The 23,618-nt window shown below is 73.2% G+C and carries 22 protein-coding genes; 7 read left to right on the forward strand and 15 right to left on the reverse strand.

The genetic code is table 11. From position 1 onward, the window contains the following. Nucleotides 1-5: 5 nt before the first annotated feature. From MPTA5024_RS01075 to MPTA5024_RS01085, 3 genes are read right to left on the reverse strand one after another with little or no spacing between them, the layout of a single operon-like run. Nucleotides 6-746, reverse strand: coding sequence for an ABC transporter ATP-binding protein (locus MPTA5024_RS01075; RefSeq protein WP_036318797.1), 741 nt, complete (start codon nt 744-746; stop codon nt 6-8). Then, entirely contained in the window at nt 743-1,282 is a 540-nt protein-coding gene (locus MPTA5024_RS01080; RefSeq protein WP_232326097.1) for a PadR family transcriptional regulator, read from the reverse strand. Before MPTA5024_RS01080 ends, MPTA5024_RS01075 begins: the two co-directional genes overlap by 4 nt. Before the next feature lie 55 nt (nt 1,283-1,337). After that, a complete protein-coding gene (locus MPTA5024_RS01085) occupies nt 1,338-2,807 on the reverse strand; it encodes an MFS transporter (protein WP_036318800.1) in 1,470 nt (489 codons plus the stop codon). Nucleotides 2,808-2,885: 78 nt separating this feature from the next. Here MPTA5024_RS01085 and MPTA5024_RS01090 point away from each other — a divergent pair, with 78 nt between their 5' ends. Together MPTA5024_RS01090 and MPTA5024_RS01095 are read left to right on the forward strand one after the other, a co-directional pair. Next, nucleotides 2,886-3,524, forward strand: a complete 639-nt coding sequence (locus tag MPTA5024_RS01090) for a TetR family transcriptional regulator (protein WP_036318803.1) — start codon at nt 2,886-2,888, stop codon at nt 3,522-3,524. Between the two features lie 37 nt (nt 3,525-3,561). Further along, entirely contained in the window at nt 3,562-6,273 is a 2,712-nt protein-coding gene (locus MPTA5024_RS01095; protein WP_036318806.1) for a DEAD/DEAH box helicase, read from the forward strand. A gap of 44 nt (nt 6,274-6,317) precedes the next feature. Here the strand turns inward: MPTA5024_RS01095 and MPTA5024_RS43170 are convergent, their stop codons facing one another. From MPTA5024_RS43170 to MPTA5024_RS01110, 4 genes are read right to left on the reverse strand one after another with little or no spacing between them, the layout of a single operon-like run. Further along, a complete protein-coding gene (locus MPTA5024_RS43170; protein ID WP_232326099.1) occupies nt 6,318-6,509 on the reverse strand; it encodes a hypothetical protein in 192 nt (63 codons plus the stop codon). Continuing rightward, nucleotides 6,482-7,759: a ribonuclease catalytic domain-containing protein gene (locus tag MPTA5024_RS01100; protein ID WP_232326100.1), complete on the reverse strand. Its 1,278-nt coding sequence runs from the start codon at nt 7,757-7,759 to the stop codon at nt 6,482-6,484. The genes MPTA5024_RS43170 and MPTA5024_RS01100 overlap by 28 nt, the downstream gene beginning before the upstream one ends. A 59-nt stretch (nt 7,760-7,818) precedes the next feature. Next, on the reverse strand, nt 7,819-8,715 hold the full coding sequence (locus tag MPTA5024_RS01105; RefSeq protein WP_036322700.1) for a 5'-3' exonuclease: 897 nt from the start codon (nt 8,713-8,715) through the stop codon (nt 7,819-7,821). A 16-nt stretch (nt 8,716-8,731) separates the two neighbouring features. After that, entirely contained in the window at nt 8,732-9,940 is a 1,209-nt protein-coding gene (locus tag MPTA5024_RS01110; protein ID WP_051457572.1) for a PP2C family protein-serine/threonine phosphatase, read from the reverse strand. Nucleotides 9,941-10,181: 241 nt separating this feature from the next. On the opposite strand from MPTA5024_RS01110, the gene MPTA5024_RS01115 reads away from it, so the two are divergent. From MPTA5024_RS01115 to MPTA5024_RS01125, 3 genes are all read left to right on the forward strand, one after another. Further along, a complete protein-coding gene (locus MPTA5024_RS01115; RefSeq protein WP_036318809.1) occupies nt 10,182-11,306 on the forward strand; it encodes a M24 family metallopeptidase in 1,125 nt (374 codons plus the stop codon). 108 nt (nt 11,307-11,414) lie between these two features. Then, entirely contained in the window at nt 11,415-12,560 is a 1,146-nt protein-coding gene (locus tag MPTA5024_RS01120) for an acyl-CoA dehydrogenase family protein (RefSeq protein WP_036318812.1), read from the forward strand. 85 nt (nt 12,561-12,645) lie between these two features. Further along, on the forward strand, nt 12,646-13,503 hold the full coding sequence (locus tag MPTA5024_RS01125; protein WP_036318815.1) for a sulfotransferase family protein: 858 nt from the start codon (nt 12,646-12,648) through the stop codon (nt 13,501-13,503). A 65-nt stretch (nt 13,504-13,568) separates the two neighbouring features. Here the strand turns inward: MPTA5024_RS01125 and MPTA5024_RS01130 are convergent, their stop codons facing one another. Together MPTA5024_RS01130 and MPTA5024_RS01135 are read right to left on the reverse strand one after the other, a co-directional pair. Next, nucleotides 13,569-14,591, reverse strand: a complete 1,023-nt coding sequence (locus MPTA5024_RS01130) for a LacI family DNA-binding transcriptional regulator (RefSeq protein ID WP_036318818.1) — start codon at nt 14,589-14,591, stop codon at nt 13,569-13,571. Nucleotides 14,592-14,631: 40 nt separating this feature from the next. After that, entirely contained in the window at nt 14,632-15,411 is a 780-nt protein-coding gene (locus tag MPTA5024_RS01135; protein WP_036318821.1) for a sugar phosphate isomerase/epimerase family protein, read from the reverse strand. Nucleotides 15,412-15,607: 196 nt separating this feature from the next. Between MPTA5024_RS01135 and MPTA5024_RS01140 the strand changes: the two genes are divergently transcribed. Beyond that, nucleotides 15,608-16,684: a Gfo/Idh/MocA family protein gene (locus MPTA5024_RS01140; RefSeq protein ID WP_051457573.1), complete on the forward strand. Its 1,077-nt coding sequence runs from the start codon at nt 15,608-15,610 to the stop codon at nt 16,682-16,684. A 51-nt stretch (nt 16,685-16,735) separates the two neighbouring features. On the opposite strand, the gene MPTA5024_RS01145 is transcribed toward MPTA5024_RS01140, so the two are convergent. Continuing rightward, nucleotides 16,736-17,314, reverse strand: coding sequence for a GNAT family N-acetyltransferase (locus MPTA5024_RS01145; protein WP_198166898.1), 579 nt, complete (start codon nt 17,312-17,314; stop codon nt 16,736-16,738). A gap of 133 nt (nt 17,315-17,447) precedes the next feature. On the opposite strand from MPTA5024_RS01145, the gene MPTA5024_RS01150 reads away from it, so the two are divergent. Then, on the forward strand, nt 17,448-17,945 hold the full coding sequence (locus MPTA5024_RS01150; RefSeq protein WP_084369353.1) for an Lrp/AsnC family transcriptional regulator: 498 nt from the start codon (nt 17,448-17,450) through the stop codon (nt 17,943-17,945). Between the two features lie 50 nt (nt 17,946-17,995). Here MPTA5024_RS01150 and MPTA5024_RS01155 read toward each other — a convergent pair whose 3' ends face one another. From MPTA5024_RS01155 to MPTA5024_RS01175, 5 genes are all read right to left on the reverse strand, one after another. Further along, nucleotides 17,996-19,081, reverse strand: coding sequence for an N-acetylglucosamine kinase (locus MPTA5024_RS01155; RefSeq protein ID WP_063794652.1), 1,086 nt, complete (start codon nt 19,079-19,081; stop codon nt 17,996-17,998). Then, a complete protein-coding gene (locus tag MPTA5024_RS01160; RefSeq protein ID WP_036318824.1) occupies nt 19,078-20,340 on the reverse strand; it encodes a 6-phospho-beta-glucosidase in 1,263 nt (420 codons plus the stop codon). The genes MPTA5024_RS01155 and MPTA5024_RS01160 overlap by 4 nt, the downstream gene beginning before the upstream one ends. Nucleotides 20,341-20,434: 94 nt before the next feature. Then, nucleotides 20,435-21,316 carry a carbohydrate ABC transporter permease gene (locus tag MPTA5024_RS01165; protein WP_036318827.1) on the reverse strand — a complete coding sequence of 294 codons (882 nt, stop codon included), beginning with the start codon at nt 21,314-21,316 and terminating at the stop codon, nt 20,435-20,437. Beyond that, nucleotides 21,313-22,281, reverse strand: coding sequence for a carbohydrate ABC transporter permease (locus tag MPTA5024_RS01170; RefSeq protein WP_051457574.1), 969 nt, complete (start codon nt 22,279-22,281; stop codon nt 21,313-21,315). The genes MPTA5024_RS01165 and MPTA5024_RS01170 overlap by 4 nt, the downstream gene beginning before the upstream one ends. Nucleotides 22,282-22,284: 3 nt before the next feature. Next, nucleotides 22,285-23,610 (reverse strand): extracellular solute-binding protein, encoded by a 1,326-nt coding sequence (locus MPTA5024_RS01175; RefSeq protein WP_036318830.1) that lies wholly within the window; start codon nt 23,608-23,610, stop codon nt 22,285-22,287. Between the last annotated feature and the right edge of the window lie 8 nt (nt 23,611-23,618).

Raw genomic sequence — 23,618 nt, forward strand, 5'->3', positions numbered from 1 at the left:
GGCGGTCAGCCCCCCAGCCCGGCCAGGCCGCCGAGCCACCCGGTGGCGGCGCCGGTCAGGCGGGTGTCGTCGACGAACATCCCGTCGCGCATCGAGATCAGCCGGTCGGCGGTGGCCGCCACCCGTTCGTCGTGCGTGACGATGACGAGGGTCTGCCCCGCGGCCCGCAGGTCCTCGAAGACGCGCAGCACGTCGAGCGTCGCCGCGCTGTCGAGGTTGCCGGTGGGCTCGTCGGCCAGCACCAGCCGCGGCCCGTTGGCCAGGGCGCGCGCGACGGCCACCCGCTGACGCTGCCCGCCCGACAGCTCCGACGGCAGGTGCCGGGCCCGCGCGGTCAGCCCGAACCGGTCCAGCAGCACGCGCGCGCGGCGCCTGGCCTCACGCCGGGAGTGCCCGGCCAGCAGCACGGGCAACTCCACGTTCTCGGCCGCCGACAGCTCCTCCACCAGATGGAACGCCTGGAAGACGAACCCCACCGATCGGCGTCGCAGCCGCGCGAGCGCCCGCTCGCTCAGGGTGTCGACGCGCCGCCCGGCCAGCCACACCTCCCCCTTCGTGGGACGCTCGAGGCCCCCCAGCAGGTGCAGCAGGGTGGACTTCCCGCAGCCGCTCGGTCCCATCACCGCCAGCGTCTGGCCCTCCGGCACCTCCAGGTCGACCGCGTCGACGGCCGGCACCCGGCTCTCCCCCCGGCCGTGCACCTTCGTCAGGCCGCGGGCCTCGGCCACAGCACTCGTCACGCTCACGCACCCTCGTTCTCGTCATCGCCCGTGGACCAGGCCTGCTCGCAGGCCGCCAGCCAGCGCAGGTCGGCCTGCAGCCGCAGCGCGACCCCTTCCAGCAGCACGACGGCGGCCGACTCCGGGGGCTCGGCCAGCGCCGCCCGCTGCGTCTCACGCAGGCGGCGCATGAGCTCCCGGCGCTGGGCGGCCACGAGCTCGACCGGGTCGGCCAGCCGGGCGGCGGCCGCCGCCACGAGCTTGAGATGGAATTCCGCCAGGTCGGGTTTCGGCCAGCCCACCTCGGTCAGCCAGGCGGCCACCCGCTGCTGCCCGGCCGGCGTCAGCGCGTAGACCTTGCGCTCCGGCCGCTCGGGAAGGCCGTCCGCCCGCTCGCAGACGACGAACCCCGCCTTCTCCAGCCGGGCCAGCGTCACGTAGATCTGACCCTGGTTCATCGACTCGCCCAGGGGGCCGAGACTCCGCCGCAGCCGGGCGCGCAGGTCGTACCCGTGCGACGGCTCCTTGGCCAGCATCGCCAGCACCGCGTCCTGCACGCCCACCCCCTAACGGTTACCCAATAGATAGCGGTTAGCTGTACGGGGTGTCAAAACGGATCTACTTTGTCAAGGCGGGGACCGGGCCCACCCGCTCGGCGCGCCGTGCCCGCAGGAGCACGGCCAGGGCCAGGGCGACGAGCATGACGCCGGCGGCCGTGAGGAACACCGCGTCGACGCCCGAGACGAGGGCCTCGGCCGCCCGCCGCCGGGCCGCGGGCGGCAGGGCGGCGGCGATCGAGGGCCTGGCGTCCCCGCTCCCGGAGTCCGTGACGCGGGTGAGGATCACCCCGAAGACCGCCGTGCCGACCGCCGAGCCGAGGGTCTGCGCGAACCGGATCGCGGTGGTGGCGACGCCGAGGCGGGACACGGGGACGGCCTCCTGCACCAGCATGACGACGGTGCCGACCACCTGGCCCTGGCCCACCCCGAGCAGGAACAGATCGGCGAGCAGGACCGGAGTGGCCGTGCCGGTCCGCAGCAGGCTCAGCAGCCCCACGGCGACGGCGGTGACGGCGGAGCCGGTCACCAGGAACGTCGTCATGCCGGCCCCGCGGCCCTGCAGCACGCCGGACACCAGACCCGCCGCCGTCATGCCCGCGGCGAGGGGGATCAGATAGAGGCCGGCGTCGGCCGCGGCGACGCCCTTGACGGCCTGCAGATAGATCATCGTGTACACGATCGGCCCGGTCAGCCCGGCGAACGCGGCCAGGAACTGCAGCGGCAGCGCCGTGCCCACGACGCGGTCGCGGAACAGCCCGAGCGGGAGGATCGGCTCGGCCGCGCGGGCCTGCCGCCAGACGAAGGCGCCCACGAGGACGGCGTCCGCCGCGACGAGCGACAGGATCGTGGGGGAGCCCCAGGCGTAGTCCCGGCCGGCCCACTCGGTGACGAGCAGCAGGACGACGGCGGCCGCGGCGGACAGGGCCGCGCCGAGGTAGTCGATGCGGCGCCGCGTCCCCTGGCGCGGCAGGCGCAGGGCCAGCGCGCCGGTCACCAGCACCACCAGCCCGAGCGGCAGGTTGACGTAGAAGATCCAGCGCCAGGACAGGTGGTCCACGAGCAGGCCCCCGAGCAGCGGGCCGGCGACGATGCCGACGCCGGCCACGATCCCGCCCATGCCGCCCGCCCTGCCCCGGTCCTCCGGCGGAGCCAGGAAGGCCAGCACGACGATCGTCACGCTCATCAGCCCGCCGCCCCCGATGCCCTGCAGGGCTCTGAAGACGATGAGCCACGTCATGCTGCCCGCCGTCCCGCACAGCGCCGAGCCGGTCAGGAAGAGGGCGACGGCGGCGAGGTAGACGGCCTTGGCCCCGTAGACGTCGCACAGCTTGCCGTACAGGGGGAGGGCGGCGGTGGCGGCCAGGGCGTACGCGGTGACGAGCCAGGCCAGGTGGTCGAGCCCGTGCGCGGGGTCGAGGTCCCGCACGATGGCGACGGTGGCGGTGGACACGATGTTCATGTCCAGGACCGCGAGGACGAGCGTCAGCAGGCAGCCGAGCCCCGCCAGTGTCTTCTGGATGTCGGTCATGCGGCTTAGACTGAGCCAAACTTTATACTCAGTCAATAGATTGACCGAGATTAGAATTCGACCTGGTACAGTCTTCCCATGGAACCCGGGCTGAGGGAGCGCAAGAAGCTCAAAACACGCCGGCACCTGTACGACGTGGCGATCCGGCTGTTCCTGGAGCGCGGCTTCGACGCCGTGTCCGTGGCGGAGATCGCCGAGGAGGCCGGGGTCTCCAAGATGACGGTGTTCAACTACTTTCCGGCGAAGGAGGACATCGTCGCCGGCCCGATGGAGGAGCACGCCGACGAGCCGGCCAGGGTGGTCCGCGACCGGCCGCCGGGCGAGACGGTCGTGGGCGCGCTGCGCACGCACTTCCTGGCCGCGCTCGCCGGGCGCGACCCGGTGACCGGCCTCAACGACGTCAGGCGCCTCATCGAGGTGCGCAGGATGATGACGGAGAGCCCGGCGCTGCTGCGGCGCGTGCTGGCCTTCCGGGCCCGCCGCGAGGAGCTGCTGCGCGACGTCCTCGCGAGCGAGACCGGCTCCGCGCCCGGCGACCTCACGCCGAAGGTCGCGGCGGCCGTGATCACAGGGGTGCTCGACGCCCTGACCATGGAGAACTTCCAGCGGATCGCGGACGGCGCGTCGGCCGACGAGCTCTACGCCTCCGCCGTACGGGCCGCGGAGCACGCGTTCGGCCTCCTGGAGAACGGGCTCGGCGATTACGGAAGGCGATGAAGGACGCCCGCAATCCCGTTATCGGTAGTGTTGACGTATGAGTACGCCAGCGGAACGCTACGCCGCATTCCGTGAGCGGCACACCGGCAACGGCCCCGCTCTGACCTCGTTCCGCAAGCTGTACGACTTCGAGCTGGACGAGTTCCAGCTCGACGCGTGCGAGGCGCTGGAGGCGGGCGACGGCGTCCTCGTGGCGGCGCCGACCGGGTCGGGCAAGACGGTGGTCGGGGAGTTCGCCGTCCACCTCGCCCTCGAGCAGGGCCGCAAGTGCTTCTACACCACGCCCATCAAGGCCCTGTCGAACCAGAAGTACAACGACCTCGTCCGCCGGTACGGCGCCGCCAAGGTGGGCCTGCTCACCGGCGACAACAGCGTCAACGGCGAGGCGCCCGTCGTCGTCATGACGACCGAGGTCCTGCGCAACATGCTGTACGCCGGGTCCGGCACGCTGGCCGGCCTGGCGTACGTCGTGATGGACGAGGTCCACTACCTGGCCGACCGGTTCCGCGGCGCGGTGTGGGAGGAGGTCATCATCCACCTGCCGGAGTCGGTGCGGGTGGCGGCCCTGTCGGCGACGGTGAGCAACGCCGAGGAGTTCGGCGAGTGGCTCGGCGAGGTGCGCGGTGACACCACCGTCATCGTGGACGAGCACCGGCCCGTGCCGCTGTGGCAGCACATGCTGGTCGGAAACCGGCTCTACGACCTGTTCGTGAACGAGGGCGACGACACGCTGCGGATCAACCCGTCGCTGATGCGCGTCGCCCGCGACGAGTCCCGGCTGGCCCAGACGCGGGGGAGGCGGGGCTACTCCCGTCCCCGGGCGTCCGCGCCCAACCGCGCCGACGTCATCGAGAAGCTGGACGCCGAGGGGCTCCTGCCCGCCATCACGTTCATCTTCTCCCGCGCCGGATGCGACGCGGCCGTCATGCAGTGCCTGTACGCCGGCCTGCGGCTGACCACCGAGCGCGAGCGGCACGAGATCCGGCAGATCGTCGACGAGCGGACGGCCCACCTCCCGGACGAGGACCTGGCCGTGCTCGGATACCTGGAGTGGCGCGACTGCCTCGAGCGGGGCCTGGCCGCCCACCACGCGGGCATGCTCCCCGCCTTCAAGGAGGTCGTGGAGGAGCTGTTCACCAAGGGCCTCGTCAAGGCCGTCTTCGCCACCGAGACGCTGGCGCTGGGCATCAACATGCCCGCCCGATCGGTGGTCATCGAGAAGCTCGACAAGTGGAACGGCGAGACCCACGCCGACCTCACGCCGGGGGAGTACACCCAGCTCACCGGGCGGGCCGGCCGGCGCGGCATCGACGTCGAGGGCCACGCCGTCGTCGTCTGGCAGCCGGGCATGGACCCGCTGGGCGTCGCGGGGCTGGCCAGCACCCGCACCTACCCCCTGCGCTCCAGCTTCCAGCCGTCGTACAACATGGCCGTCAACCTGGTCGGGCAGGTCGGCAGGGAGCGGGCGCGCACGCTGCTGGAGGACTCCTTCGCCCAGTTCCAGGCCGACCGCGCCGTCGTCGGCCTCGCCCGCCAGCTCCGCAAGTCCGAGCAGGCCCTGGAGGGCTACGCCGAGGCGATGACCTGCCACCTCGGCGACTTCCAGGAGTACGCGGCCATCCGCAGGCGGCTGTCGGACCGGGAGGCCGAGCTGTCCCGCCAGCGCGGCGCGGCCCGCCGCGCGCAGGCCGTGCAGTCGCTGGAGGTGCTCAAGCCGGGCGACGTCATCCGCGTCCCGGGAGGCCGGAGGGCCGGGATCGCCGTCGTCCTCGACCCGGGCACCGGCACCCGCGGCGACGGCCCGTCCCCGCTGGTCCTGACGATCGGCAAGCAGGTCAAGCGTTTATCGGCCGCGGACTTCCCGGTGCCGGTCGAGCCGGTCGACACGATCAGAATCCCGAAGGGCTTCAACCCGCGCTCGCCGAAGGAGCGGGCCAACCTGGTCTCCACGTTGCACGCCAAGCTCGGCGACCGCGACCTCGGCAAGCCCGTGCGGGCACGCGACCACGCCGCGGAGGACGAGGAGATCAACCGGCTGAGGCGCGAGCTGCGCCAGCACCCCTGCCACGGCTGCGACCAGCGCGAGGACCACGCCCGCTGGGCCGAGCGGTACTACAAGCTGCTCAGGGAGACCGAGTCGCTGCGCCGCCGGGTCGAGGGGCGCTCCCACGTCATCGCCCGGACGTTCGACAAGGTCTGCGGGGTGCTCGACCAGCTCGGCTACCTGGAGGACGAGACGGTCACCGAGGAGGGCCGGCGGCTGGCCAAGCTCTACACCGAGCTCGACCTGCTGACGGCCGAGTGCCTGCGCTCGGGCGTCTGGAACGGGCTCGACCCCGCCGAGCTGGCCGCCTGCGTCTCGTCGCTGGTGTACGAGGCGCGGCAGTCCGACGACGCGCGCAGCCCGAAGATCCCGGGCGGGTCCGCCAAGGAGGCGCTGGCCGAGATGGTGCGCCTGTGGGGCGAGCTGGAGGGCATCGAGCAGGACCACGGCCTGTCGTTCCTCCGGGAGCCCGACCTGGGCTTCGCGTGGGCGGCGTTCCGGTGGGCGAAGGGCCACAGCCTCGACGCGGTGCTGACCGACTGCGACCTCGCGGCCGGCGACTTCGTCCGGTGGGTCAAGCAGCTCCTCGACCTGCTCGGCCAGCTCAAGGACGCCGCGCCCAAGGGCAGCAAGGTGGGCGAGGCCGCCGGGCGGGCCATCGAGGCCATGCGCCGCGGCGTCGTCGCCTACTCCTCCGTCAGCTGACCGGGCGTCGCCGGCCCCGCCCGTCCGGACGGCGGGGCCGTGCGTCAGGTGGCGACGGCGAAGCGGACCTCGCGGGTGGCGGGGTCGGCGCGGACCAGCCGCACCGGAACCCGCCCGCCGAGCGGCAGGCCGTCCCCGTCGCAGCGGGCGATCACGGCGGGGTCGGCCAGCTGGACGTGCCCGCCCGGCTTGACCTCGTCCACGTCGATCACCACGGCGTCGAAGACCTCGCCCACCCGCGGGCGCAGGACCGCGGCCTCCACCAGGTCGACGCACGCGCGCTCCACCCCGGCCGTGCGCCGCCCGGCCGACGCCATGTGCTCGGGCACGTGCCGAGGGCGGCCCGTACGGGCTCGGGCACCTCGGCCCCGGCCGCGAGGGCCAGGCAGACCTCTGTCGCGTAGCGGTCGACCAGGCGCCGCAGCGGCGCCGTGACGTGCGCGTACGGCGCGGCCACGGCGGCGTGGTCCGGCTGGGCGGGCGGGGCGCCGTCGAAGGCCGCGTAGGCGGCGCCGCGCAGCAGGATCGTGGCCTCGTGCAGGAACGCGGCGGTGCCCGGGAGCGCAGGGTCGAGGTCGTGCACCACGTCCCCGAAGGAGGCGCCGTCCGGCCAGGGGACGCCGAGCCCGGCGGCCGCCCTGCGGACCTTGGCCATGTCCGCGGGCCCGGCCGGCGGCAGGACCCGCAGCACCCCGATCCCCGCCTCCAGCATCATGGTCGCCGCCGCCATGCCGGTCATCAGGGAGATCTGCGCGTTCCAGCCCTCGGAGGGGAGGCTGGTGCGGAACTCCAGCGCGTACCCGTCCCCGGACGGGACGACCTGCTGCTCGGGCGTGGGCAGGGACACCCCGCCCCTGGCCCGCTCCAGCGCGAGCCGCAGCGGCCCGACCTCGGCCAGCAGCGCGACCGTGCCCTCGGCCGTGCCGCCGTCGACCGCGGCCTGGACGGTGTCGTAGTCGAGGCGCTCGCGGCTGCGTACCAGCGCGCGGCGCAGGTCCACGGCCGTGACCCGGCCCTCGGCGTCCAGGTCGAGCCGCCACAGCGCCGCCGGGCGGGTCTGACCCGGCAGCAGGCTGGCCGCCCCCTCCGACAGGACCGGCGGGTGCAGCGGCACCCGCACGTCCGGCAGGTAGACCGTCTCGCCCCGCACCCGCGCCTCGGCGTCGATCGCGCCACCCGGCCGGACGAACGCCGCGACGTCGGCGATCGCGTACCACACGCGGTAGCCGCGCTCGCGCCGCTCGATGCACATCGCCTGGTCGAGGTCCATCGAGCCCGGCGGGTCGATGGTCAGCAGCGGCACGTCGGTGCGGTCCTCGGACGGCAGGGCCGGGGCGGCGGCCACCCGCTCCGCCTCCTCCGCCACAGCCGGCGGAAAGCCGTCCGGCAGGTCGAAGTCGCGGCGGACGCGGGCGAAGCCGGGCGCGAGCCCCGCGGCGGGCTCGTCCTGCTCGGCGGGCTTCAGGCGGATCGTCGTGTACGGCACGCGATCAACCTACTCCTGACCGTAGGTCCCGGTGGCGCGTGGTGTGAACCGATATGCGCTCAGGCGGCGGCAAGGACCCCGAGGAGCCGGTTGAGGGGGCCGTCGAGGCCGTAGCGGTCGGCCAGGGCGACCAGCCGCTCGGGGTCGCGGGGCTTGGCCGGGCAGGTGAGGTCGATCTCCGGGATCGGCGCGTCGTGGGCCACCCGGACGACGGCCAGTGCGACCTCCAGGTAGTCGCGGGCCGCGGCCAGCTTCGCCCGCGCCCCGGCGGGGAAGCCGTCGGCCGATCCGCTCTCCAGGGCCTCCAGCAGCCCGGCCAGCGAGCCGAACCGGGTGATCAGGGCCGCCGCCGTCTTCTCCCCGATGCCCGCCACGCCGGGGAGGCCGTCGCTCGGGTCGCCGCGCAGCGTGGCGAAGTCGGCGTAGGCCCGCCCCGGGATGCCGTACTTCTCCCGGACGAACGCCTCGTCGACCAGCTGGAGGTTCCGAATCCCCCTTACTGTGTAAAGGGCCCGGCACGGCTTGCCGTCGTCGACGAGCTGGAAGAGGTCCCGGTCGCCGGTCACGATGTCGACGGCCCCGGTGGCGCGGATCGCGAGGGTGCCGATCACGTCGTCGGCCTCGTAGCCGGGCACGCCGATCCGGGCGAAGCCCAGCGCGTCGAGGACGTCCTCGATCACGGGCACCTGCGGGACCAGCGCGTCGGGGACCGACTCCTCCTGCCCGCTCGCCACCCGGTGGGCCTTGTACGACGGGATGGCCGCCACCCGGAACGCGGGCCGCCAGTCGGCGTCCATGCAGGCCGCCAGCTCGGTGGGGGAGTGCTGCCGGATCAGCGTGGCCATCATGTCGATGAGCCCGCGGACGGCGTTGACCGGCGTCCCGTCGGGAGCGGTCACCGACTCGGGGACCCCGTAGAACGCGCGGAAGTAGAGCGACGGGGTGTCGAGAAGCATCAGCACCCGTCCATTGTCACGCCTGTCCGGCGAGGTCGCCGCCCCCTTCCGAGACCTGGACGGCGAGGAGACAGGTGTCGTCCTCGGGGTTGGGGCCGCCGATCGCCTCCACGAGCCGGTCGAGGCCCGCGTCGAGGTCGCCGTCGGCGCCGATGATCGCCCCGGCGGCGCCCTCGATCAGCGAGAGCCCCTCCTCGATGTCCCGCGTGCGCCTCTCCACCAGCCCGTCGGTGAACATCAGCAGCACGTCGCCGGGCAGGAGCCGGACGTCGGCCACCGCGTACCGCACGTCGGGGGAGGCCCCGAGGACGACACCCCGTGGCGCCGAAAGCCGGCGCGCGCCCCCGCGCCGCACCAGGATCGGCGCCGGGTGACCCGCCTGTGCCCACGTGAACAGGCGGGTCTCCGCGTCGAAATGCCCGCACACCACGGTCGCCGTGGTGTCGTCGAGCCGGTTGAGCACGAGCGCGTTGAGCCACGCGAGCAGCAGCCCGGGGGAGGCGCCCGTCATGGTGAGCCCGAGCAGCGCGTGGCGCAGCTGGGCCATCTCCGCGATGGCCGGAAGGCCGTGGCCGGACACGTCGCCGACCGCGAGGAACATCCGGCCGTCCGGCAGCGCGGCCGCCTCGTACCAGTCGCCTCCCAGCCCGGCCGGCTTGCCCGCCGGGACGTACCGCACCGCGATCCGGGCGTACGGCAGCTCGAACGAGCCTCCCGGCTCGGGCAGGACGGCCTGCCGGAGGGCGAGCGCCACGTGGCGTTCCTCGGCGGCCTTCTCCCGGGTCTCGGCGAGCACCCTCCGGGAGTCGGGCAGCCGCCACTCGGCCCACCCCATGTCGCCCAGCCGCTGGGCCTGCGCGACCAGGGAGCCGTACGCCTGCGCGAGGGGGACGCGGGCCCGCGCCCGGGACCTGACCCCGCCGGCCTTGTGGGCCGGGAGAACGGCCGGGACGGCCGCGGGAAGCGCCGCCTGTACGGCGGCCTGGGTGTGAGCCGGGGCGTGGGCCTGGAGCGGCGCGGGCGGGGCGGCCGGATCCGGGCGGCCCGCCCCGGGGAGCGCGCCGGAAAGGATCTCCCCGGGCGGCCCGGCCACGACGAGGCCGTCCGTACCGGGGGTGCCAGTGGGGGGGAGGGTGCCGGCCGCGGCGCCCGGGGGCGCCGTGTCCGGCTCGCGGTCGTCCGCGGGGGGAAGGGGTGGCTGCGCGCCGCCCACTACGCCGACCATCTGACTCGCTCTCGACATGACCAGTGCGGATGCTTGTACGAACGGACGGTGATCGTCCTAGCGCGGAGCGTAGCAGCAGGCCAATCCACCGGGGTGGGTTTTCTTCTCTCGCGTGGGATAAAGCGGCACCTCCGGGGGGAGTCCGTGTCGTCCCGGCGTACACCCTTGGCGGGGAGGCGCCCCGCGTGCCGCGGGAGCACCTGACTGTGCCGCGCGGCGTCCTCCTCGATAGGTTTGTCCCGTGACAACGACGTCCTACGAGTCCGGCGAGCTGTACCCGACGACCCGGCTGGCGGCCGTGCGCGAGGCCACGGCCCGGTCCGGCCTCGGCGCGCTCCTGCTGACCCCCGGCCCCGACCTTCGCTACGTCACCGGCTATGAGGCGATGCCGCTCGAACGGCTCACCTGCCTCGTGGTCCCGGCGTCGGGGGAACCGTTCCTGATGGTGCCGCGGCTGGAGCTGCCCGCGGCCGAGCACTCGCCGGCGGCCCGCCTGGGGATCGAGTTCACGGCCTGGGACGAGACCGACGACCCGTACGCCCAGGTGGCCCACCGGCTCGGCGCGGTCGAGCGGGTCGGCCTGGCCGACCGGATGTGGGCGCTGCAGTCGCTGCGCTTCCGCGACGCGATGCCCGGGGCGGAGCAGGTGCTGGCCGGCAGCGTGCTGCGGGACCTGCGGATGCGCAAGTCGCCCGCCGAGGCCGCGGCGCTCGCGGAGGCCGGGGCGGCCATCGACGCCGTCCACGCCCTGGTCCCCGGGCTGCTGAAGGCCGGGCGGACCGAGCGCGAGGTCGGCAAGGACATCGCCGAGGCCATCGTGGCCGCGGGGCACGCCCGCGTCGACTTCGTGATCGTCGGGTCCGGCCCGAACGGCGCGAGCCCGCACCACGAGCTGTCCGACCGGGTCATCCAGGCGGGCGAGCCGGTGGTGGTCGACATCGGCGGGACCATGCCGAGCGGCTACTGCTCCGACTCCACGCGGGTGTACAGCGTGGGCGAGCCCCCGGCCGACTTCGTCCGCTACTACGAGGTGCTCCAGCGGGCCCAGGAGGCCGCGTGCGCCCACGTGCGCCCCGGCGTGACCTGCGAGTCGGTCGACGCCGCCGCCCGCGAGGTCATCGCCGAGGCCGGGTACGGCGAGCTGTTCATCCACCGGACCGGTCACGGCATCGGCCTGGAGACCCACGAGGAGCCGTACATCGTGTCCGGCAACGCCGAGCCGATGGCCCCGGGCTTCGCGTTCTCCGTCGAGCCGGGGATCTACCAGCCGGGACGGCACGGCGCCCGCATCGAGGACATCGTCATCTGCGGCGAGACGGGCGGCGAGCGGGTCAACCACACCACGCGCGATCTCGTGGTCGTGTAGTCCGGGCCCTGTGGAGGGCGGCGAAGTTCGGGAAGAATGTCACGGCGGCCGGCGATCCCGGCCCCGTTCCCGAACAGCCGTACCCCACAGGGTAGGAGTGCACCCGCGATGAGCGTCGACCGAGTTCTGCCCACGCCTGAGGCCCGCGAGCTGCTGGAGCTCGTCCGTGAGCTGGCCGCGAAGGAGGTCGCCCCGCGGGCGGCCGCCGGCGAGGCGGCGGAGCGGTTCCCCCGCGACCTGTTCCTGCTGCTCGGCGCGTCGGGCCTGCTCGGCCTGCCGTACCCGGAGGAGCACGGCGGGGCCGGCCAGCCGTACGAGGTCTACCTGCAGGTCGTGGAGGAGCTGGCGGCGGCCTGGCTCGCGGTGGGGCTCGGGGTGTCGGTGCACACGCTGTCGTGCTTCCCGGTCGCGGCGTACGGCTCGCGCGAGCAGCGGGAGGCGCTGCTGCCCGCCATGGCCGGCGGCGACCTGCTGGGGGCGTACTGCCTGTCGGAGCCCCAGTCCGGCTCCGACGCGGCCGCGCTCAGCACGCGGGCGGTGGCCGACGGGGACGGGTACGTCGTCGACGGCGTCAAGGCGTGGACCACCCACGGCGGCGTCGCCGACTACTACACGCTGATGGCCCGCACGTCGCCCGAGGGCGCCCGCGGCGTGTCCTGCTTCCACGTCCCGGCGGGCCTGGACGGCCTGTCGTACGGGACGCCCGAGCGCAAGATGGGCATGCGGTCGTCGCCCACGGCCCAGGTGCGGTTCGACGGGGTGCGGCTCCCGGCGGACGCCCTCATCGGATCGCCCGGCGAGGGGTTCCGCATCGCGCTCGCGGCCCTCGACGGCGGCCGGCTCGGCATCGCCGCCTGCGCGGTCGGCGTGGCCCAGGCGGCCTTCGACGTGGCGTCCGCGTACGCGCGGGAGCGGCGCCAGTTCGGCTCCCGGATCGCCGACTTCCAGGGGCTCGGCTTCATGCTGGCCGACATGGCCACCTCGATCGCGGCGGCGCGGGCGCTCTACCTCGACGCCGCCCGGCTGCGCGACGCCGGCCGGCCGTACGGGACCCGGGCGGCCATGGCCAAGCTGCTGGCCACGGACATGTGCATGCGGGTGACCACGGACGCCGTGCAGGTGCTCGGCGGGTACGGGTACGTGGAGGACTTCCCGGTCGAGCGGCACATGCGGGAGGCCAAGGTGCTCCAGATCGTCGAGGGCACCAACCAGATCCAGCGGCTCGTCATCGCCCGGTCCATCAGCCGGGAGTGACCCCCGGGGGCGCCTCGGCGGCGACTTCGGGAATTCCCAGCGGATGTTCACCTCCAGGCCCACCGGCCTTCCTAGGTTGCCAGCCATGCCATGGAAGAGCAGGGTCAACGCGGCCATCGAGGGGATCACCGGATACAACATCACGCGCGCGCAGGCCCGGCCGGTGCCGACACCGCCGGCGCCGGTCGAGCCGGCCCGGCCCCCGGCGGACCCGGCGGCCGACCGGCTGCTGCGCGCGCCGGTGTTCGTGCTGTCCCCGGTGCGGTCGGGCTCGACGCTGCTCCGCGTGCTGCTGAACAGCCACTCCCGCGTCCACGCGCCGCACGAGCTGCACGTGCGGCGGATCGCCGTCACGCTGACCACCGACCCCGTACGGCAGGCCATGGCGGCGCTCGGGCACCGGACCACCGACATCGAGCACATCCTGTGGGACCGGATGCTGCACCGCGAGCTGGTCAGGAGCGGCAAGCAGGTCATCGTGGACAAGACGCCCAGCAACGTCTTCGCGCACCGGCGCATCGCGACGTGCTGGCCCGACGCCCGCTTCGTCTACCTGCTGCGCCATCCCGCCTCGATCGCGCGCTCCTGGCACGAGGCCGACCCGGTCACCCGCCCGATGGAGGAGGCGGTCCGGCTCACCGCCCAGTACATGCGCCACATGAACGAGGCGAGGAGGGCGCGCGCCGGCGTCGAGGTGCGGTACGAGGCGCTGGTGGCCGACCCGGAGGGCGAGCTGCGGCGCGTCTGCGCGTTCCTCGGCGTCGGCTTCGAGCCGGACATGCTCGCGTACGGCGAGAAGGACCACGGCGAGTTCGTGAAGGGCATCGGCGATTGGCGCGACAAGATCCGCAGCGGCCGCGTCCAGGAGGGCAGGCCGCTTCCCGCTCCCGAGGAGGTGCCGGAGGACCTGCGCGAGTTCTGCGCGGCCTGGGGCTACCTGTGACCCCGGCCGCGCCCCCCGCGCGGCCGGCGGCGCGGGGGCGGCGGTCAGCGGCGCGGGGGCGGCGGTCAGCGGCGCGGGGGAGCGGTGGACCTGCGCTCCACCAGGCGGACGCCGAGCACGGTGTCCCGGCTGGTCGTCTCGGGGCGGCGGACGCGCTGCACGAGGTGCCAGACGGCCTGCGCGCCGAGCAGCTCCTTGTCGGAGGCGATCGTGGTGAGGGGCGGGGAGGCGTGGGCGGCCATCGCGACGTCGTCGTACCCGATCACGCTCACGTCGCCGGGCACCCGCAGACCCCGCTCCCGCAGCGCGTCGAGGGCGCCGATGGCCGACACGTCGTTGGCGCAGAACACCGCCGTGGGCGGGACCGGGAGGTCGAGCAGGGCCGCCATCTGCTCGTACCCGGTGCGCGCGCTGAAGTCGCCGCGCCGCACGTACGCCGGGCCGGCGGCCAGGCCGTGCTCGGCGAGCGCCCTGCGGTACCCGGCCAGCCGCCGGGACGCCGGCACGATGTGCTCCCCGGCCGTGATGATCGCCGGCGGCGGGGCGGTGTGGCCGAGGCCGATCAGGTGACGGGTGGCGAGGTACCCGCCGGTCTCGTCGTCGTGGCGCACGTAGTCGACCGGGAGGTCGAGGACGGCGTGCTCCAGGAGGACGCAGCTCACCCCCGCGTCGAGGATCCGCGCCAGGTAGTCCCTGCTCACGCCGACGTTCAGCACGAGCAGGCCGGCGACCTGGCCGCGCTCGACGCACAGCGGGAGCCGGTCCTCCTGCGGCTGGATGACCTCGTACGTCATCGACAGGTCGAGCTCGGCGCAGGCCTGCTGCGCGCCGTACAGGACCGGGGCGTAGTAGAGGTTGTCGGGGGAGAACAGCTCGCTGACCCAGGAGACGAAGCCGATCATGCCGGTCTCCGCCGGCTTGCGGCCCCGGGGGCGGTAGCCGAGCTCCTCGGCGGCCCGGCGGACCACCGAGCCGGTGGCGGACGACACCCAGGGCTTGCCGGCGAAGACCGCCGACGCCGTGCCGATGGAGACGCCGGCCCGCTCGGCCACCTCCTTGAGGGTGGACCGTCCCGTCATCCGCCCCATGCGCCCTCCATGGAGCACAACCTACCGGTGGCGGCGCCGGTCAGCGCGCGCCGATCCTCCTGAGATGCTCGAAGCTGAGCGCGGCCGACTCCCTCGGGGTGAGGACGGGCCGGTCGCGCTCCACGACGAGCCAGCCGTCGTACCCGTCCCGCTCCAGCGCGGACAGGTACGCGGGCAGGTCGAGCCCGGCGTCGCCCTGGCCGATCTCGGCGAAGAACCGGTCGCGCCTGCTCCAGTCCTTGAGGTGCGTGTGCACGACCCGGCCGGGGTGGGCCGCCACGACCCGGGCGGGGTCGGACCGCACGGCGGTCAGGTGGCCGGTGTCGACGCAGAGCCGCAGGTCGGGCAGGTGGCGCAAGAGCAGGTCGATCTCCTCGTGGGTCTCCACGATGGTGCCGGTGTGCGGGTGGAAGGCGACGGTCTGGCCGTTGCCCGCCGCGTGCTCGACGGCGGCCGCCAGGCTCTCGGCGAAGCGGGCGTAGTCGTCGTCGAAGGTCGTCCGGCGCCCGGCCTCGCCAAGCCAGCCACCGCACACCATGATCGTGGTGATCCCCAGCCCGGCCGCGAAGTCCATCTCGGCCTTGTGCTCGCTGTCGTCCTCGATCCTCGCCGGGACGAGGGTGGCGTAGGCGGCGGCCGCCAGGTCGTGCGCGGCCAGCCGGTCGGCCACCTGCCGTGCCGGGCCGAACGAGGCGGCCCGCATGAGCTCCACGCCCTCGTAGCCGGTCGCGCGGATCTCCTCCAGCATCGTGTCGAGCTCCAGCGGGGCGCCGTCCCGGTGCCAGTCGAGCCAGGTCAGCATGTGGTGGGCGATGCGCATGCGGTCATCCCGTTCTGCTACTGAAATTTCAGTGAAAACGTCCTCCATGCCTGACGCTAGGCCGAGCGATCGCGGCGCGTCAAGGTGGGAAATCTGGTGAAAAGTCCATCTTCACGAGCCCATTGACCGGTCCGTGTGGGCGGCGTACCGTCCCAGCGGAAGTGCGTAGTTTCACTGAAATCCGAGGAGAGCGATCGTGACTTCCGACAGCACCGGCGTGGCGATCGTCGGCTGCGGCAACATCGCCACGCGGTACGCCGCCGACCTGGCCCGCTACCCGGAGATGCGCCTGGCCGGCGCCCACGACGTCCTGCCGGAGCGGGCGGAGGCGCTGGCGGCGCCGCACGGGGGCCGGGTGTACGGCTCGCTGGACGAGGTGGTCGCCGATGACGCGGTGGACATCGTGGTCAACCTGACCGTGCACCGGGCGCACTACGACGTGATCCGGCGCTGCCTGGAGGCCGGCAAGCACGTGCACAGCGAGAAGCCGCTGGCGCTGACGCGCGAGGAGGCGGCGGACCTCGTGGAGATCGCGGAGAGCCGGGGCCTGCGGCTGGGCTGCGCCCCCGCGACCTTCCTCGGGGAGGCCCAGCAGACCGCGCTCAAGCTGCTCAGGGAGGGCCGCGTCGGGCCCGTCCGGCTCGTCTACGCCGAGGTCAACTGGGGTCGGATCGAGGCGTGGCACCCCGAGCCTGACGGCTTCTACGCCGTGGGGCCGCTGTTCGACGTGGGGGTCTATCCGCTCACGATCGTCACCGCCGCCCTGGGCCCCGCCCGGCGGGTGACGGCGTTCGCCTCGGTCGTCCACCCCCGGCGCCGGCGCCTGGACGGGGCGGAGTTCACGATCACCACGCCCAACTACGTGGTCGCCAACGTCGAGTTCGACGGGGGCGTCCTGCTGCGCCTCACCTGCTGCTTCTACGTCGGCAACGACTCCACCCGGCAGAAGGGCCTGGAGTTCCACGGGGACGACGGCTCGCTGCTGCTGGAGAGCTGGCACGACTTCGACCCGACGCTGGAGGTCCGGGCGCCGGGACGCGACCCCGAGCCGATCCCCCTGCTGCGGGAGCCGTACCGGGGGGTCGAGTGGGGCCGGGCCGTGCGCGACCTGGCCGCCGCGATCCGCGAGGGCCGCCCCCACCGGGCCACCGGCCGCCAGGCCGCGCACGTCGTGGAGATCCTCTGCGCCGCCAAGGAGTCGTACGAGAACGGGAAGCCGGTCGACCTGACGTCGGACTTCACCCCGCCCGCGCCGATGGACTGGGCCGTCTGACGCCCTCCCGCCGGCCCGGGGTCTCCGGTTCCGGGCCGGCGGGAGGTCCGGTCAGCGGAGGGTCAGCGCGTACTCCACCTGGGTGATCGGGTGGCCGTCGCCGAAGTCGTGGTCGCGGACCTCGCCCGACTCCGCGAAGCCGCACTTGGCGTAGAAGCGGCGCGACCGGGGGGTGTCGCGCAGCGTCCACAGGTGCACCCGCCGGACGCCGCTCTCCCGCATCTCGTCCAGGGTTGCGGTCATCAGCGCGCCCGCGACGCCGCTTCCCCAGCCGGCCGGGTGCGCGTAGAAGCCGAAGATCTCCGCCGACTCCGGCGCCGCCGGCGCGGAGCCGAAGTAGGAGAAGGCGAGCGGCCGCCCCCCGGCCGCGGCCAGCAGGACCGTGCCGCCCGTGTCCCCGCCCGTGTCCCCGCCCGTGTCCCCGCCTGGGTCACCCTCCGTGTCCCCGCCTGGGCTCCCGGCCGCGGCGAGCACGTCGTGCCACTTGCCGCGCCGGTGGCGGACCGCCTCCGCGAAGAACCGCGGGGCGAAGAAGCCGGCATAGGCCGCCTTCCACGACTCGGCGTGGATCTCTCCCACGACGTCCCCGTCGCCGGCGGCCGCCGGGAACACGGTGAGGTCTCTCATCATGGAGATCACCGTACGCCAGTTGCGAGTGATAGGTAAGTGCGAATAGTTCGCAGTACTGTCCCGGAATGGATGGAATCATGCCGTGACCCGCAACGAACCCGAGCCGGTCCGCCGCGCCGCTACCGTTGCAGGGGTGGAGGAGATCGATCGCCGAATCGTCACCCTGCTGGCGAGGGACGGCCGGATGAGCTTCACCGACCTGGCCAAGGAGACCGGCCTGTCCGTGTCCGCGGTGCACCAGCGGGTCCGCAGGCTGGAGAAACGCGGGGTCATCCGGGGCTACTCGGCGCTCGTCGACTACGACGAGATCGGCCTCCCGCTGACCGCGTTCGTCTCGATCAAGCCGAACGACCCGGCCGCGCCCGACGACGCGCCCGAGCGGCTGAGCCACCTCAGCGCCATCGAGGCCTGTCACAGCGTGGCGGGCGACGAGAGCTACATCCTCAAGGTCAGGGTCGCCTCGCCGCTCGCGCTGGAGGAGCTGCTCCAGCAGATCCGCGCGTCCGCGCACGTCAGCACCCGGACGACGGTCGTGCTGAGCACGCCGTACGACTACCGGTCGCCGGCGGTCGCGCCGGAGCCGGAGGCGGACGCCCTCGGTCCCGGCGCGGCGGCCGCCGGCCAGAAATGAGCCCTCCCGGCCCGGGGAGGGCGTGAATCTTTCAGCGGATGCGGGAGAGATCAGCCCGCCGGAGCGGTCAGCATCTCCTCGCCGGGCCCGGGGTCCGTGCTCGGCTCCGGCGTGAAGTGGGCCCGGACCCGCGCGTACGCGTCGGGGGCGGCGCCGAACCGGTCGAGCCCGAGCAGGGCGGCCCCCACGATGGGCGGGACGTCGGCGACGACCAGCCGGGCCGCCGGCGCCTCCCGCGCGTACCGCTCCTCGACGAGCGACGTCAGCAGCGGGTCGCCCGAGGTGAGCACGCCGCCGCCGAGCACGACCTCGCAGGGCTCGCCCAGCAGGCCGATGCGCCGCATCGCGACGACGCCGAGCACCACGACCTCCTCGGCCTGCCGCTCCACCAGCGAACGGGCGACCGCGTCGCCCGCCCCCGCCGCGGCGAGCAGGGGCGGCACCAGGGTGTGCAGCCGGTCCACCCGCAGCTCACCGAGGTGCAGCCCGATCACCACGTCCTCCACCGTCGGCCGGGCGAAGCACGAGCGGACGACGTCCACCAGGGCCGTCGCCGGCCCCCGTCCGTCCTCGGCCCGCATGGCGTGCCACAGGGCCTCCTCGCCCAGGTGGTAGCCGCCGCCCCAGTCGCCGCTCAGCCGCCCGAGGGCGGGGAACCTGGCCACCTCGCCCGTAGGGGAGACCCCCACCGCGTTGATGCCCGCGCCGCACACGACGGCGACCCCCCAGGGCGCCTCGGCGCCCGCCCGCAGCAGGGCGAAGGTGTCGTTGCCCACGGCCACGGTCCCGCCGTACCGGCGGGCGAGCAGCTCGTCGCGCAGCCGCTCCTCCTCGATCGGCAGGTCCGCCCCCGCCACGTACGCCGCCACGTGGTCGGCGTACGGCGGGACCGGCGCGCCCGCGCCGTCGGACGGCGGCCGGCCGGCCGGCCCGGTCAGGGCCCGCAGCACCGTGTCGCCGATGACGTCGATCGCCGCCGCGACCCCGGCGCTCTGCGGCATGAACGCCGGGCCCCGCGCGGAGGCCAGGACGACGCCGTCCTCGCGGACCAGGGCCACGTCGGTCTTGCTGTTGCCCCCGTCGACCGCCAGCACCGTGCGGAGCGGACGGCCGTCGGCCGGTGCGGGAGCGGTCACCGGGACACCGCCCACGGCAGGAACGAGCGGTTGGCGTCGACGAGCCGCCGCGCCAGCTCGTCGGCGGGGCCGGCCTGGCCGATCAGGGGGTGGGCCAGCAGGGCGTCCCTGACCCGCTCCTCGCCCCCCTGGAGGGCCGCGTCGAGGGCGAGGCTCTCGTACGCGGACACGTGCGCGATCAGGCCGCGGTAGAGCGGCTCGACCGGGTCCACGGGCAGCGGGGTGGCGCCGCGGGCGTCCACCCGGGCCGGGACCTCGATGACCGCGTCGTCGTCCAGGAACGGCAGCGTGCCGCCGTTGCGGGCGTTGACCACCTGCACGTCGCCGCGGTCGCCGACGAGTGAGGCGACCAGCGCGACGGCGGCCTCGGAGTAGAACGCGCCGCCGCGCTTCTCCAGGAGCTCCGGCTTGGTGTCCACCGAGGGGTCACCGTACATCTCCAGCAGCGCCGACTCCATGGCGGCCACCTCGGCGGCGCGGGACGGCTTGGTCCGCTGCTCCTCCACGACGGCGTCATGCAGGTAGTAGTACCGCAGGTAGTACGACGGCACGGAGCCGAGGCGGCGCAGCAGCCAGCCCGGCATGCCGAGGTCGGCGGCGATCTCCTCCGCATGGTCGGCGAGCATGCCCGGCAGGACGTCCTCGCCGTCGAGGTAGACGGCCCGCTCCCAGGTCAGGTGGTTGAGCCCGACGTGCCCGAGCGAGACGCGCTCGGGGGCGACGCCGAGGGAGGCCGCGAAGCGGCGCTGGAAGCCGATGGCGACGTTGCACAGGCCGATGGCGCGGTGGCCCGCGTCGAGCAGCGCCTTCGTGACGATCCCGACGGGGTTGGTGAAGTCGACGATCCAGGCGTCCGGGGCGAGCCGGCGCACGGTCTCGGCGATGTCGAGCACAAGGGGGACCGTGCGCAGGGCCTTGGCCAGCCCCCCCGCCCCCGTCGTCTCCTGGCCGACGCATCCGCACTCCAGCGGCAGCGTCTCGTCGACGTCGCGCGCCGCCTGGCCGCCGACGCGGAGCTGGAGGAGCACGGCCCCGGCGCCCTCGACGCCCTCCTCGGCCCGGGTGGCGGTGGTCACGCGGGCCGGATGGCCGGCCCGGGCGAGCATCCGCGTGGCCATGCCCGCGAGGAGCCCCAGCCGGCGCTCGTCGGGGTCGACGAGGGCGATCTCGGACAGTGGGAGTTCGTCGCGCAGGCGCGCGAAGCCGTCGATCAGCTCCGGCGTGTACGTGGAACCGCCCCCGACAACGGCCAGTTTCATGTGGTGTATGGCGCCTCGTCCGCGGACGATCCCCGGGCGGGGCGCCATCCTCCCTTCGTGTTCTCGTGTGATGCCTGGTTCTGCGGCCGGCCCGTCACTTGACGCCGGTGAGCTTCACGCCCTCGATGAAGACCTTCTGGGCGAAGAAGAACACGACGATCACCGGCGCCATGGCGAGGACGGTCGCCGCCATGGTGAGGTTCCACTGGACGCGGTGCACCGACCGGAAGGCGGCCAGGCCCAGGGACAGCGTCCAGTTGTCGAGGTCGGTCCCCGCGTACAGCAGGGGTCCGTAGTAGTCGTTCCAGCAGTAGAAGAACTGGAACAGGGCGACGGCCGCGATGGCCGGCCGGGCCATCGGCAGGATGACCCGGATGAGCGTGCGGAACTCGCCGCAGCCGTCCACCCGGGCCGCGTCCGAGTACTCCCGCGGGATCGTCACGAGGAACTGCCGCAGCAGGAAGATCGAGAACGCGTCGCCGAGGAGCATCGGCAGGATCAGCGGCCACAGCGTGCCGGTCAGGTGGAACCGGGCCCAGATCAGGTAGATCGGCACGGCCACCACCTGCGGCGGCAGCATCATCGTGGTGATCACCAGCAGGAAGGCCAGCTTCCTCCCCGGGAAGCGGAACTTCGCCAGCGCGTACGCCACGGGGATGGACGACACCAGCATGAACACGGTGGCCAGCACCGAGTACAGCAGCGTGTTGCGGATCCAGGTGAGCAGCGGCGCCTTCTCGAAGATGTCGGCGAAGTTGCCCCAGTTCCACGTGTGCGGCCACAGCTGCGAGGTGAGGGCCTGGTGGTCGTCCATCAGGGCGGTCAGCGCGATGAAGACCAGCGGGCCGAGGAACATGATGGACAGCGCGATCGCCACCGCGTGCTTGGCGATCCAGAAGAGCGTGGCCCTCCCCCTGGGGGTGCGCGCGGCCGGACGGGCGGCCACCTGCGGCGGGCGCGCGAGGGTCGTCGTCATGCCTCCTCCTCGGCGAAGCCGCGGAACTGCCGCAGCAGGATGAGCGTGAACACCATCGACACCGCGAACAGCACCAGCGCCAGCACGCAGGCGTAGCCCATGGCGAAGTCGCGGAACCCCTGGTGGAACAGCCACTCGGGGAAGGTCAGCGTGGACTGGTCGGGGTAGCCGGGGACGAAGACCGACCCGGCTGAGTCGGTGGCGCCGGAGGCGACGCGGGCCGCGACCATCGCCTGCGTGAAGTACTGCAGGGTCTGGATGACGCCCGTGACGGTCGCGAACATCAGCACCGGGCGGATGACCGGCAGCGTGATGTGGACGAACTGGCGCCAGGCGTTGGCGCCGTCGAGGGCGGCGGCCTCGTACAGCTGCTTGGGGACGTCGAGCAGGGCGGCCATGAAGATCACCATGAGGTCGCCGACCGACCACAGGCCCAGCATCGTGAGCCCCCACTTCGACCAGGCGGGGTCGCCGAACCAGTCGGGGGAGTCGATGCCGACGGCGCCCAGGATGGCCTGCACCGGGCCGGTGCCCGGGTTCAGCAGGTAGACGAACCCCAGCGTCCCGGCGACGAGCGGCACCAGGGACGGCAGGTAGAAGATCGTGCGGAACACCCCGGCGCCCGCCTTGATCTTGGTGATGAGCTGGGCGACCCCGAGGCCGAACAGCACCCGCAGCGGGACCATCACCACGACCAGCCACAGGGTGTTCCTGATGGCGGTCCAGGCGGCCTCGTCGCGCAGGAAGTACCGGTAGTTCAGCAGCCCGACGGGCTCGAGCGTGAACAGGTCGTACCGCTGGAAGGAGAAGTACACCGTGGACAGCAGCGGGTAGAGGAAGAAGACGGAGAACCCGACGAGCCACGGGGACAGGTAGAGAAGGGCGCGGAGGTTGGCGCGGCGCCGCCCGCCCCTGAGGGCGGACGGCACCTCGTGCCTGCGGCGCCCGAGCGCCGTCGATGCCATCGGTCAGCCGCCCGCCGTCAGCTTGAGCTTGTCGTTGATCTTCTTGTCGACGTCGGCCAGCAGCGCGTCCAGGTCCTTGGCGCGGCCGGACTCCCACTGGATCTGGGCCTCCTGCAGCGTCTGCTGGTTGAAGACGGCGTTGATGTGCGCCGGCTGGGTGGTGCTGTTGGGGTTGGCGAAGATGTCGAGGAACGTCTGGAAGTTCGCGTCCTTCTTCAGGTCGGGCGACTGGAGCGCGGGCAGCGTGCTCGGCACGTTGCGGATCGCGTTGGCCAGGCCGACGAGCGCGCCGGTGTCCGTGGTCAGGTACTTGACCAGCTCCCAGGCCGCCTCGGGATGCTTGGCGCCGCGCGGGATGCCGATGATCGTGCCGGTGATGAACCCGGCGCCGTACCGCTGCGCCTGGTCGTCGGCGACGGGCATGGGCGCGGTGCCGTAGTCGACGTCCGGGGCGTCGGAGGCGAGCATGGCGTTGCGCCACTCGCCGTCGATCGCCATCGCGACCTTGCCCTTGTTGAACGGGTTGTCCGCCGACCACTCGTCACCGAAGCTCTTGCGGAACTTCTCCAGCTTGTCGTAGCCGAACCAGTCGACGAGGTCCTTCTGCCACGTCATCAGGGTCTTCCACTGCGGGTCGGAGCCGATGGCGGAGGTGCCGTCCGGGTTGGTCCACTTCGCGCCGACCATCACGCCGGTGTGGATCGGGGCGTTCTCGTACATCTGGCTGGTCGGGACGAAGCCGGCCACCTTGATGTTCCCCTGGGCGTCCTTGACCGTCAGCTTCTTGGCGAGGTCGGCCAGCTCGCTCAGCGTCTTCGGCGGCTCGTTGCCCTTCATGAGCTTCTTGTTGTAGTAGAGGCCGTACGCGTCGGCCAGCATGGGCATAACGCACCGCTTGCCCTGGTACTGGGTGTACTCGGCGATCACCTTGGGGAACAGCGCTCCCGGGTCGATGTTGCTCGCCTTGAGGTACGGGTTGAGGTCCTGGAAGATCCCGGCCTTGCAGAACTGGGCGACGCTGTCGGTGGTGAACGACAGCGCGACGTCCGGCGGGTTGCCGCCGCGGACGGACTGCAGGATCTGGTCGTCCTGGACCGCCTTGGTGGCCTTGACCGTGATCCAGGGGAACTTCTGCTTGAACCCCGCGAGTGTGTCGTCGAACGCCTTGAGCTCGTTGTCGGCGCTGAAGCCGTGCCAGAACTCGATCGTCACCGGATCGTGGCTGGTCGCGCTGGGGGCGATGCTCGGGGCGCTGTTCTCCGTCCCGGCGGTGCAGGCGGTGAGAAGGGCCAGGCCGGCCGCGGCGGAGATGGCCAGCAGTCGTTTCACGGGGGTGC

Origin of the sequence: Microbispora sp. ATCC PTA-5024 (assembly GCF_000511135.2) — a bacterium.
Taxonomy (GTDB): Bacteria; Actinomycetota; Actinomycetes; order Streptosporangiales; family Streptosporangiaceae; genus Microbispora; species Microbispora corallina.

What these genes read in the sequence shown, in the direction of transcription:
- MPTA5024_RS01125 (WP_036318815.1), top strand. Translation starts at nt 12,646, where the DNA reads ATGCCATGGAAGAGCAGGGTCAACGCGGCCATCGAGGGGATCACCGGA.
- MPTA5024_RS01170 (WP_051457574.1), bottom strand. Translation starts at nt 22,281, where the DNA reads ATGGCATCGACGGCGCTCGGGCGCCGCAGGCACGAGGTGCCGTCCGCC.
- MPTA5024_RS01105 (WP_036322700.1), bottom strand. Translation starts at nt 8,715, where the DNA reads ATGCTTCTCGACACCCCGTCGCTCTACTTCCGCGCGTTCTACGGGGTC.
- MPTA5024_RS01145 (WP_198166898.1), bottom strand. Translation starts at nt 17,314, where the DNA reads ATGATGAGAGACCTCACCGTGTTCCCGGCGGCCGCCGGCGACGGGGAC.
- MPTA5024_RS01090 (WP_036318803.1), top strand. Translation starts at nt 2,886, where the DNA reads ATGGAACCCGGGCTGAGGGAGCGCAAGAAGCTCAAAACACGCCGGCAC.
- MPTA5024_RS01085 (WP_036318800.1), bottom strand. Translation starts at nt 2,807, where the DNA reads ATGACCGACATCCAGAAGACACTGGCGGGGCTCGGCTGCCTGCTGACG.
- MPTA5024_RS01160 (WP_036318824.1), bottom strand. Translation starts at nt 20,340, where the DNA reads ATGAAACTGGCCGTTGTCGGGGGCGGTTCCACGTACACGCCGGAGCTG.
- MPTA5024_RS01110 (WP_051457572.1), bottom strand. Translation starts at nt 9,940, where the DNA reads ATGGTCGGCGTAGTGGGCGGCGCGCAGCCACCCCTTCCCCCCGCGGAC.
- MPTA5024_RS01165 (WP_036318827.1), bottom strand. Translation starts at nt 21,316, where the DNA reads ATGACGACGACCCTCGCGCGCCCGCCGCAGGTGGCCGCCCGTCCGGCC.
- MPTA5024_RS01135 (WP_036318821.1), bottom strand. Translation starts at nt 15,411, where the DNA reads ATGCGCATCGCCCACCACATGCTGACCTGGCTCGACTGGCACCGGGAC.
- MPTA5024_RS01120 (WP_036318812.1), top strand. Translation starts at nt 11,415, where the DNA reads ATGAGCGTCGACCGAGTTCTGCCCACGCCTGAGGCCCGCGAGCTGCTG.
- MPTA5024_RS01130 (WP_036318818.1), bottom strand. Translation starts at nt 14,591, where the DNA reads ATGGGGCGGATGACGGGACGGTCCACCCTCAAGGAGGTGGCCGAGCGG.
- MPTA5024_RS01095 (WP_036318806.1), top strand. Translation starts at nt 3,562, where the DNA reads ATGAGTACGCCAGCGGAACGCTACGCCGCATTCCGTGAGCGGCACACC.